The sequence below is a fragment of the Ideonella azotifigens genome (assembly GCF_021043325.1).
GTDB classification, from domain to species: Bacteria; Pseudomonadota; Gammaproteobacteria; order Burkholderiales; family Burkholderiaceae_C; genus Ideonella; species Ideonella azotifigens.
The window spans coordinates 62,395-72,112 of record NZ_JAJNKD010000001.1 but is presented as its reverse complement, the minus strand read 5'-3'; the positions used below and the strand labels follow the sequence as shown (position 1 = coordinate 72,112).

Here is a 9,718-nt window from a genome sequence, read left to right as displayed (position 1 = left end):
GGACTCAGGCGCTGGTTTCGGCGGCGTCAGGGGCTTTGATCAGGCCCTGCAGCGCGTCGATCACATCCTGCAGCGTGCGCACGGCCTTGAAGGCCTCCGGCTGCAGGCGCTTGCCGACCAGCGGCTTGAGCCGGACGATCAGGTCGACCGCATCGATGCTGTCGATGTCCAGGTCTTCGTGCAGGCGGGCGGTGGCCACGACCCGGTCGGGCGCGATGTCGAAGGTTTCGACCAGGATGTCGCGCAGGCGCTCGAAAATGTCTTGGTTGGTCATGCTGGAACTCGTGGGCTGGCGGGCGGCACTGGCTTGCCGCTGAGTCATCTGTCGGGGCGATCAGGCGGGCATGCGGGCGGCGCTGACAAACTGCGCCAGTGCCCGAACGCTGGCGAAGTGACGGCGGGTCTCGGCCGAGTCGGCCGCCATGCTGACGCCGTAGCGCTTCTGCAGCGCCAGGCCGAGTTCGAGCGCATCGATCGAGTCCAGCCCCAGGCCTTCGACGAACAAGGCCTGTTCGGCGTCGATGTCCTCGGGACGCAGGTCCTCGAGGTTGAGCGCCGAGATCAGCAGCTCCTTGATTTCACGTTCCAGCGCTTCCATCACTCCCTCTTACCCTCGAGAAATGGCCGATCAAATGGTCTGTCAGGTGCCGCGCGGCCAACGCAGTCTCCTGCCCTGCCGCTGCCATGAAAGGCGCGACCGGGATGTCTTCATCCACCGTCAGCACAAAATGCAGCGGCACCGGCGCGGCCCGCCACCACGGCGCCCCCTTGGTCAGCCCCAGGGGCTGGCACTGGATGGACACCGGCGTGATGTCGATGCCGCCACGCAGCGCAATCTGCGCCGCGCCGCGCTGCATCTTCATGGGCTGGCCCGGGCGCGTTCGCGTGCCTTCGGGAAAGATGATCAGGTTGCCATCGTTCTTGACACTGTCTATGCAGTCTTGCAGCAATTCCGACCCTGAATTGTTGCAGATGTAGCCCGTTGCGCGCACCGCACCGCACGTGAACGGATTTTGGGCGAGTGTGGACTTCACCACGCAGTCGGCGTTGTCGATCAGCGAGATCAGGAAAACCACGTCGATCAGCGTGGGGTGATTGGCCAGCACCAGCAGGCCACTGCGCTGCAAACGCGCCAGGCCACGCACCTCGTAGGTGATCAGGCGCAGCAGCCGCATCCAGCCGATGAAGGCGCGGAACAGGTGGTGCACTGCTGAGCGCGCGAGCCTCGCGCGGCGCACCGGGTTGCGCACGACCAAGGTCAGCAACGGAAAAATGACCAGCCACAGCAACACGCCGCCGGCGCCAAAGCTGCCAAAAGCCAACGCGGTCGCCAGCAGGCCGCGCATGCGGCGCAGGCGGTCCATCATGGGGCCGCCGATGCGCGCAGCCAACGCCAACGGCCACGCTGCAGCTGCGTGTCGGTGCCGACCAGGAAGCGCAGCACGGCCAGGTCGCCCAAGGCCGCGTTGCCCTCGGTCGGACCTGGCGCGGTGGTCTGCAGCGAAAGCTCGCTGCCGGGCTGGATCAAGCACGCCCAGGCGCGCAGCGGCGCCAAGCCTGGCGGCTCGGCCAGATCGGCATAAGGCGCTGGCAGCGGACCATCGGAGCAGACGACGGTGACCTGCTCCGCACCGTCGGCCAGCAGACCCAGGGCTTCGACAAAACCGGCTTCGGCGCTGTGCGCCCCGGCCGCCACGGCGAGGAAATTGGACCTGTCGCCGCGGGCAATCGAGTACTGCGCGCTTTGCGCGTTGTGCACCGACAGGCTGAAGGCGGTCGGCGACAGCGGCTCGTCGGCCGCGAGTTGCTGCAGCATCGCCACCGAGCGCGCGATCTCGCCCCAGCGCGAGGCGAACACCACCGGGCCGCCGGCGTCGGCGCCCTGGGCCTGGAAGGCAACCTGCAGCGCGGCGCGGCCCAGCGGGTCGATGCGGCGCCGGGCCATGGCCGGCACTTCGCTCAACGACGCCAGTCCGTCTGCCGGCAAGGCACGCGGAGCGGCCAGCCAATCCAGCCAGTGGGCGGGATCGTCCAGGCCCGGTGCCCAGGCCGCCCAGCGCAGGATGCGAAAACTTGGCATGGCGAGACGGTGGGCGAATGAGAGGGCGACGGCTGCGGCGAACTTGAAGCCCCACAAGCACAAAGCCCGCCACGACCTGGATCGCGGCGGGCTTGCGGGGTTCGCTGCGCGCTGCAGCTTACTTCTTGCGCAGGCGCTGGATGGCGGCCAGTTGGGCGGCCATGGTGGCGAATTCGCCCTGGGCCAGCGCCAGGTCGATGTCGCTCTTGGCGTTTTTCATCGCGGCTTCGGCGGCCTTCTTGGCCTCGGTGGCCTTGGCTTCGTCCAGGTCGTGGCCGCGGATCGCGGTGTCAGCCAGCACGGTGACCGAGCCCGGCTGCACTTCCAGGATGCCACCGGCAACGAAGACAAACTCTTCTTCGCCCGTGTCGGCCCGCTGGATGCGCACCGCGCCCGGCTTGATGCGGGTGATCAGCGGCGTGTGGCGGGGCAAGATGCCCAGCTCGCCGTTTTCACCCGGCAGCGCGACGAACTTGGCCTCGCCGCTGAAGATCGACTCTTCAGCGCTGACCACGTCGACGTGAATGGTTGCCATGCTCGTGTTCCTCAAGTTCAAGAAGTTTCAGTAAGCGAGCAGTCGGGCCTCAGGCTAGGCGCTCCCCTCAGCCGTACACCCGTACGGCGAGGAGAGCAACGACGCATCAGGCCCGAATGCGAAGTCTTACTGGATCTTCTTGGCCTTCTCGAAGGCTTCATCGATCGTGCCAACCATGTAGAACGCTTGTTCCGGCAGGTGGTCGCATTCGCCAGCCACGATCATCTTGAAGCCGCGAATGGTTTCCTTCAGCGGCACGTACTTGCCCGGCGAGCCGGTGAAGACTTCGGCGACGTGGAAGGGCTGCGACAGGAAGCGCTGGATCTTGCGTGCGCGCGAGACGGCCAGCTTGTCTTCCGGTGCCAGTTCGTCCATGCCCAGGATGGCGATGATGTCGCGCAGTTCCTTGTAGCGCTGCAGCGTGGACTGCACGGCACGGGTGGTGTCGTAGTGTTCCTGGCCGATCACGTTCGGGTCGATCTGGCGCGAGGTCGAGTCCAGCGGGTCGACGGCCGGGTAGATGCCCAGCGAGGCGATTTCACGCGACAGCGAGACGGTCGAGTCCAAGTGGGCGAAGGTGGTCGCAGGCGACGGGTCGGTGTAGTCGTCCGCAGGGACGTACACGGCCTGGATCGAGGTGATCGAGCCGACCTTGGTCGAGGTGATGCGCTCCTGCAGGCGGCCCATTTCTTCGGCCAGCGTCGGCTGGTAGCCCACGGCCGAAGGCATGCGGCCCAGCAGTGCGGACACTTCGGTACCGGCAAGCGTGTAGCGGTAGATGTTGTCGACGAAGAACAGCACGTCGCGGCCTTCGTCGCGGAAGGACTCGGCAATCGTCAGGCCGGTCAGCGCGACGCGCAGGCGGTTGCCCGGCGGTTCGTTCATCTGGCCGTAGACCATCGCGACCTTGGACTCCGGCAGGTTCTCGAGGTTGACGACCTTGGAGTCGGCCATCTCGTGATAGAAGTCGTTGCCTTCGCGGGTGCGTTCACCCACGCCAGCGAACACCGACAGACCGGAGTGGGCCTTGGCGATGTTGTTGATCAGCTCCATCATGTTGACGGTCTTGCCGACGCCAGCGCCGCCGAACAGGCCGACCTTGCCGCCCTTCGCGAACGGGCAGATCAGGTCGATCACCTTGATGCCGGTTTCCAGCAGCTCTTGCGACGGGCTCAGCTCGTCGTAGGCCGGGGCCTTGCGGTGGATGGAGGCGGTCAGCTCGTGTGAGACCTCGCCGCGCTCGTCGATCGGGTTGCCCAGCACGTCCATGATGCGGCCGAGCGTGGCCTTGCCCACCGGCACGGTGATCGGGAAGCCGGTGTTGGTCACCATCACGCCGCGGCGCAAGCCGTCGGACGAGCCCAGCGCAATGGTGCGCACCACACCGTCGCCCAGCTGCTGCTGGACTTCCAGCGTCAGCGCCGAGCCTTCCATCTTCAGCGCGTCATAGATGCGCGGCATCTGGTTGCGCGGGAACTCGACGTCCACGACGGCGCCGATGCACTGGACGATCTTGCCCACGGCGGCCGTGGCTGCTTGAGTGTTCGACATTTCGGTGTCCTTCAATCTTTGATTCGCTGTATTCGGGTCTGGCTGCGGCGCTGCCGGCTCAACCGCTGATCGCGGCCGCGCCGCTGACGATCTCGGAGAGTTCCTTGGTGATCGCCGCCTGGCGGGTCTTGTTGTAGATGAGCTTGAGCTCACCGATCAAGGTGCCCGCGTTGTCGGTGGCCGCCTTCATGGCCACCATGCGCGCCGACTGCTCGGACGCCATGTTCTCGGCCACGGCCTGGTAGATCAGCGCTTCGAGGTAACGCTTGAACAACTCGTCGATCACGGTCGCTGCGTCCGGCTCGTACAGGTAGTCCCAACCGTAGGCCGACTTCTCGGCCGGCGTCTGGGCCAGGCTGTCGGCCTTCAGCGGCAGCAGCTGCTCGACCACAGGCTCCTGCTTCATCGTGTTGATGAAGCGGGTGTAGCAGAGGTAGACCGCGTCGACCTTGCCTTCGACGAAGGCGTCCAGCATGACCTTGACCGGGCCGATCAGGCGATCGAGCTGCGGCGTGTCGCCCAGCTGCGTGACATGGCTGACGACCTGGGCACCGACGCGGTTCAGGAAGCCGAAGCCTTTGTTGCCAATGGCCACGGCCTGCGACTTGCCGCCTGCTTCCTGCACCTCGCGCATCTTGCCGGTGACGGCCCGCAGCACGTTGGTGTTCAGGCCGCCGCACAAACCCTTGTCCGTCGTCACTACCACAAAGCCCGTGACACCGGTGCGGTGCTCGGTGCTCATGAAGGGCGAGTGGTATTCCGGGTTGGCCTGCGACAGGTTGGCCGTGATGTTGCGGATCTTGTCGCTGTACGGGCGCGCATTGCGCATGCGCTCCTGCGCCTTGCGCATCTTCGAGGCGGCAACCATTTCCATGGCCTTGGTGATCTTCTTGGTGTTCTCCACCGATTTGATCTTGCCGCGAATTTCCTTTCCAACCGCCATGACGGTGCTCCTTTCAGCGTTGCGTCAGGGCAGGGTCAGAAAGACTTCTTGAACGCGGCGATGGCGCCGGACAGTTCATCTTCGGCAACCTTGTCCATGGCCTTGTCGGCTTCCAGCTTCGCCAGCAGGGCGGCGTGACTGGCCTTCAGGAACTGGTGCAGGCCGGCTTCGAAGGCCAGGATGCGCTTGACCGGGATGTCGTCCATGAAGCCCTTGTTCACCGCATACAGCGTCGCGCCCATCAGGCTGATCGGCAGCGGCGAATACTGGGCCTGCTTGAGCAGTTCGGTCACGCGGGCACCGCGGTCCAGCTGCTTGCGGGTCGACTCGTCCAGGTCGGAAGCGAACTGCGCGAACGCAGCCAGTTCACGGTACTGGGCCAGGTCAGTCCGGATGCCGCCGGACAGCGACTTGATCAGCTTGGTCTGCGCAGCACCACCGACACGCGACACCGAGATACCGGCGTTGATGGCGGGGCGGATGCCGGCGTTGAACAGGCTGGTTTCCAGGAAGATCTGGCCGTCGGTGATCGAGATCACGTTGGTCGGCACGAAGGCCGAAACGTCGCCAGCTTGCGTCTCGATGATGGGCAGCGCGGTCAGCGAGCCGGTCTTGCCCTTGACTTCACCCTTGGTGAAGGCTTCGACGTAGTCGGCGTTGACACGGGCGGCGCGCTCCAGCAGGCGGCTGTGGAGATAGAACACGTCGCCAGGGAAAGCTTCGCGGCCCGGCGGGCGACGCAGCAGCAGCGAAACCTGGCGGTAGGCCACGGCCTGCTTGGACAGGTCGTCATAGACGATCAGCGCGTCCTGGCCGCGGTCGCGGAAGTATTCGCCCATCGTGCAGCCGGAGTAGGCCGACACGTATTGCATCGCGGCCGATTCGGAAGCCGAAGCAGCGACGACGATGGTGTATTCCATCGCGCCGGCCTGTTCCAGTGCGCGCACCACGTTCTTGATCGTCGAAGCCTTCTGGCCGATCGCAACGTAGACGCAGGTCATGTTCTGACCCTTCTGGTTGATGATCGCGTCGACGGCCACGGCCGTCTTGCCGGTCTGGCGGTCGCCAATGATCAGCTCGCGCTGGCCACGGCCGACGGGCACCATCGAGTCGATCGACTTCAAGCCGGTCTGCACCGGCTGGTCGACGGACTTACGGGCGATCACGCCCGGGGCGACCTTCTCGATCACGTCGGTCATCTTGGCGTTGATCGGGCCCTTGCCGTCGATCGGCTGGCCCAGGGCGTTGACCACGCGGCCAATCAGCTCGGGGCCGACCGGCACTTCCAGGATGCGGCCCGTGCACTTCACGGTGTCGCCTTCGGAGATGTGCTCGTACTCGCCCAGGATCACCGCGCCGACCGAGTCGCGCTCCAGGTTCAGCGCCAGGCCGTAGCTGGGCACGCCATCCTTGGTGGCTGGGAATTCGAGCATTTCACCCTGCATCGCATCGGACAGGCCGTGCACGCGGACGATGCCGTCGGTCACCGAGACGACGGTGCCCTGGTTGCGGATGTCCGTCGAGGTGCCGAGGCCCTCGATGCGGCTCTTGATCAGTTCCGAAATTTCTGCAGGATTGAGTTGCATTGCTTTCTCCGAAAGCGCGGCAGCCCGTTTGCGGCTGCCGAAGGATGAATGTGCGGATGCGGGGGCGTGCGGCGCGTTCAGTGGGTCAGCGCTGACTTCATCTGCTCGAGGCGCGCCTTGACCGAGGTATCCAGCACCTCGTCTCCCACGACCACGCGGATGCCGCCGATCAGCGACTCGTCGATCTCCACTGCGGCATTGAGCTTGCGTCCGAAGCGCTGTTCGAGCACCGCGACGGTCTCTGCCAGCTGCGCGTCCGACAGCGGGAAAGCGCTGGCGATGCGGGCGTCCGACACGCCGCTGCTGGCGTTGACCAGCGCGCGGAACTGCGCCGCGATCTCGGGCAGCGCAACCAGTCGGCCGTTGTCGATCACGGCAGTCAGCAGGTTGGCAACCTTGGGCGACAGGCTGATGTTGGCGACGCCAGCGATCAGCTCGAACACCTGGCTGGCGATGACCTTGGGGCTGTCGGCAAACTGGCGCAGCTGCGGGTTGCCGGCGACCTGGCCGACGGCTTCCAGCTGTTCGGCCAGTGCGGCGGCGTTGTCGCCAGCGACGGCCTTGAACATGGCTTCCGCGTAGGGACGGGCGATGGTTGCGAGCTCGGCCATGGTTTACAGCTCGGTCTTCAGGCGGGTCAGCAACTCGGCGTGAACGCCGGCGTTGACTTCGCGCTTCAGGATCGCTTCAGCGCCCTTGACTGCCAGCACGGCGACCTGCTCACGCAGCACCTCGCGGGCCTTCGTGGACTCCTGCTGCGCTTCGGCATGGGCGGCGGCAACGATCTTGGCGCCTTCTTCGCTGGCGCGGGCCTTCGCCTCTTCCACCAACTGCTGGGCCAGACGCTCGGCATCGGCCAGGCGCTTGGCGGCGCTGTCCTTTGCGGCGGACAGCTCGGCCTGGACCTTCTTGTCGGCAGCAACCAACTCGGCCTTGGCCTTGTCGGCGGCAGACAAGCCGGCGGCAATCTTCTGCGCACGCTCGTCGAGCGCGGCGGCAATCGGCGGCCAGACGAATTTCATCGTGAACCCGACCAGGATCAGGAAGACGATCATCTGGACGATGAGGGTACCGGTGATGCTCACTTTATTGCCTCAAACGGTGACTGGGACATTCAGCACAAGGCGCACCCTGTGGGGGTGCGCCCGGCCTCTCAAACTCGACAGACGCCGATTACTTGGCGAGCTGCTGGATCTGGCCCAGGAAAGGGTTGGCGGTGGCGAACCACAGCGCGATACCGGTACCGATGATGAACGCCGCGTCGATCAGGCCGGCCAGCAGGAACATCTTGGTCTGCAGTTCGCCCATCAGTTCGGGCTGGCGAGCGGCGGATTCCAGGTACTTGCTGCCCATGACGCCGATGCCGATACAAGCACCGAGCGCGCCCAGACCAATGATCAGGCCGGCGGCGAGGGCAACAAAGCTGATGACTTCCATGATGACTCCTAGGTCGAGAGGTTATGTTTACGAAAAGGGAAAAGCGAGAGAAATCCTGAACGGCCGCTGTCAGTGCGAGTCGTGCGCCTGGCCGATGTACACCAGCGTCAGCATCATGAACACAAAGGCCTGCAGCGTGATGATCAGGATGTGGAAGATCGCCCAGGCGGAGCCGGCAATGATGTGGCCGATGGCCAGACCGATGCCGGTGCCCAGACCGACGGAGGCGAAAGCGCCACCCATCAGGGCGATCAGCAGGAAGATCAGTTCGCCGGCATACATGTTGCCAAACAGCCGCATGCCGTGCGAGACGGTCTTGGCCACGAACTCGATGATCTGCATCAAGAAGTTGAAGGGATACAGCGCCCAGTGGTCACCAAACGGCGCCGAGAACAGCTCATGGATCCAGCCACCCAGGCCCTTGATCTTGACGTTGTAGACCAGGCAGACGATCAGCACGGCCAGTGACATGCCCATCGTGACCGAGAGGTCGGCGGTCGGCACCGAGCGCAGGTAGGCGTGGTGGGCATCGCCGCCATTGGCAACAACAATCTTCTCCCAGATCCAGGGCAGCAGATCGACCGGCAGCAGGTCCATTGCGTTGAGCACGAAGATCCACAGGAACACCGTCAGCGCCAGCGGCGAGACCAGCTTGCGGCTGTTGGCGTTGTGCACGATGCCCTTGGCCTGGTTTTCCACCATCTCGACCAGGATCTCGACGGCTGCCTGGAAGCGACCCGGCACGCCGGACGTGGCCTTGCGCGCGGCAAGCCACAGCACGAAGCAGGTGAGCACACCCAGCACGATGGAGAAGAACATCGAGTCCCAGCTGACCACCGAGAGGTCGAACGGGCCGTTCAACTCCTTGTTGCGCCAGTGGGTCAGGTGATGAACGATGTACTCACCGGCGGTGGGCGCGTGCTCTGCGACTGGACCTTCAGCTGACATGATTGATTGCTTCTCGTTCGTTCAACGCTTGCGGCGACCACGCCACGACAGCGCGAGCCAATAAACCTCGATGCACAGGACCAGCGCCACCAGCAAGGCTGGCCAGCTCAGGTCAGGCACCAGCTTCGGGGCCAGCATCAACATGGCCACCGAAATCCCCATCTTGCCGAACTGCCACAGCATGAAGCTCACGGCGGAAACGCCGGGCGCCAAGCTGCTGAGCCGGCTGGTCATGCCGCGCGCCATCAAGGCACCCGGCACCACCACCGCAGCCGCGCCATACAGCAGCGACCACGCCCACCCCTGTCGACCTGTGACCAGCCATGTCGCCGTGGCCAGCACCAACCCCACCACGGCCTGCACCGCGACCACCCGCCATGGCGACACCGATGGGTGCCGCGCCGCGAGGGCTTGCGCCTGCTCGCGATTCAGGGCTTGAAACTTTGGCTCATCGCCCTCTTGCTCGGAATCTGACCAGCGGTCAAAGCGGGCTTGCCGATCTGACATGGACAAAAAAGTTCCTTGGTAAAGGACATTGGGGGCGACAAAGCCTCGGAATTATAGGGTGAAAGCCTGCCTGTCCAAAACCTGTCGGTCTTGGCCTGCCAAGGCCGCCGGAATTGTTCCGGCTCTGCTTG

At 64.8% G+C, this 9,718-nt stretch carries 13 protein-coding genes; all 13 read right to left on the bottom strand.

What is annotated here, in order from left to right; all coding sequences use genetic code 11:
* Positions 1-4 precede the first annotated feature (4 nt).
* The 13 genes from LRH25_RS00340 to LRH25_RS00280 all read right to left on the bottom strand — a co-directional run bounded on the left by LRH25_RS00340 (position 5) and on the right by LRH25_RS00280 (position 9,587).
* Positions 5-274 (bottom strand): acyl carrier protein, encoded by a 270-nt coding sequence (locus tag LRH25_RS00340; RefSeq protein ID WP_141291557.1) that lies wholly within the window; start codon positions 272-274, stop codon positions 5-7.
* Between the two features lie 60 nt (positions 275-334).
* On the bottom strand, positions 335-598 hold the full coding sequence (locus LRH25_RS00335) for a phosphopantetheine-binding protein (RefSeq protein ID WP_141291555.1): 264 nt from the start codon (positions 596-598) through the stop codon (positions 335-337).
* Positions 579-1,367, bottom strand: a complete 789-nt coding sequence (locus LRH25_RS00330) for a lysophospholipid acyltransferase family protein (protein ID WP_141291553.1) — start codon at positions 1,365-1,367, stop codon at positions 579-581. Before LRH25_RS00330 ends, LRH25_RS00335 begins: the two co-directional genes overlap by 20 nt.
* The gene (locus LRH25_RS00325; RefSeq protein ID WP_231009997.1) at positions 1,364-2,080 is read right to left on the bottom strand and encodes a beta-ketoacyl synthase chain length factor; all 717 of its coding nucleotides are present in this window, start codon (positions 2,078-2,080) and stop codon (positions 1,364-1,366) included. Before LRH25_RS00325 ends, LRH25_RS00330 begins: the two co-directional genes overlap by 4 nt.
* Positions 2,081-2,198: 118 nt before the next feature.
* Positions 2,199-2,615, bottom strand: a complete 417-nt coding sequence (locus tag LRH25_RS00320) for a F0F1 ATP synthase subunit epsilon (RefSeq protein ID WP_141287873.1) — start codon at positions 2,613-2,615, stop codon at positions 2,199-2,201.
* A gap of 126 nt (positions 2,616-2,741) precedes the next feature.
* Positions 2,742-4,166: a F0F1 ATP synthase subunit beta gene (atpD, locus tag LRH25_RS00315; RefSeq protein ID WP_141287874.1), complete on the bottom strand. Its 1,425-nt coding sequence runs from the start codon at positions 4,164-4,166 to the stop codon at positions 2,742-2,744.
* Positions 4,167-4,224: 58 nt separating this feature from the next.
* On the bottom strand, positions 4,225-5,109 hold the full coding sequence (atpG, locus tag LRH25_RS00310; protein ID WP_141287875.1) for a F0F1 ATP synthase subunit gamma: 885 nt from the start codon (positions 5,107-5,109) through the stop codon (positions 4,225-4,227).
* Positions 5,110-5,144: 35 nt separating this feature from the next.
* The gene (atpA, locus tag LRH25_RS00305; protein ID WP_141287876.1) at positions 5,145-6,695 is read right to left on the bottom strand and encodes a F0F1 ATP synthase subunit alpha; all 1,551 of its coding nucleotides are present in this window, start codon (positions 6,693-6,695) and stop codon (positions 5,145-5,147) included.
* 77 nt (positions 6,696-6,772) lie between these two features.
* Positions 6,773-7,306 carry a F0F1 ATP synthase subunit delta gene (locus LRH25_RS00300; protein WP_141287877.1) on the bottom strand — a complete coding sequence of 178 codons (534 nt, stop codon included), beginning with the start codon at positions 7,304-7,306 and terminating at the stop codon, positions 6,773-6,775.
* Between the two features lie 3 nt (positions 7,307-7,309).
* On the bottom strand, positions 7,310-7,780 hold the full coding sequence (locus LRH25_RS00295; RefSeq protein ID WP_141287878.1) for a F0F1 ATP synthase subunit B: 471 nt from the start codon (positions 7,778-7,780) through the stop codon (positions 7,310-7,312).
* Positions 7,781-7,868: 88 nt separating this feature from the next.
* A complete protein-coding gene (gene atpE / locus LRH25_RS00290) occupies positions 7,869-8,132 on the bottom strand; it encodes a F0F1 ATP synthase subunit C (protein ID WP_141287879.1) in 264 nt (87 codons plus the stop codon).
* A 69-nt stretch (positions 8,133-8,201) separates the two neighbouring features.
* Complete coding sequence (gene atpB / locus LRH25_RS00285; protein ID WP_141287880.1) at positions 8,202-9,080, bottom strand: F0F1 ATP synthase subunit A; 879 nt, start codon at positions 9,078-9,080, stop codon at positions 8,202-8,204.
* A 21-nt stretch (positions 9,081-9,101) separates the two neighbouring features.
* Complete coding sequence (locus LRH25_RS00280) at positions 9,102-9,587, bottom strand: ATP synthase subunit I (protein WP_141287881.1); 486 nt, start codon at positions 9,585-9,587, stop codon at positions 9,102-9,104.
* Between the last annotated feature and the right edge of the window lie 131 nt (positions 9,588-9,718).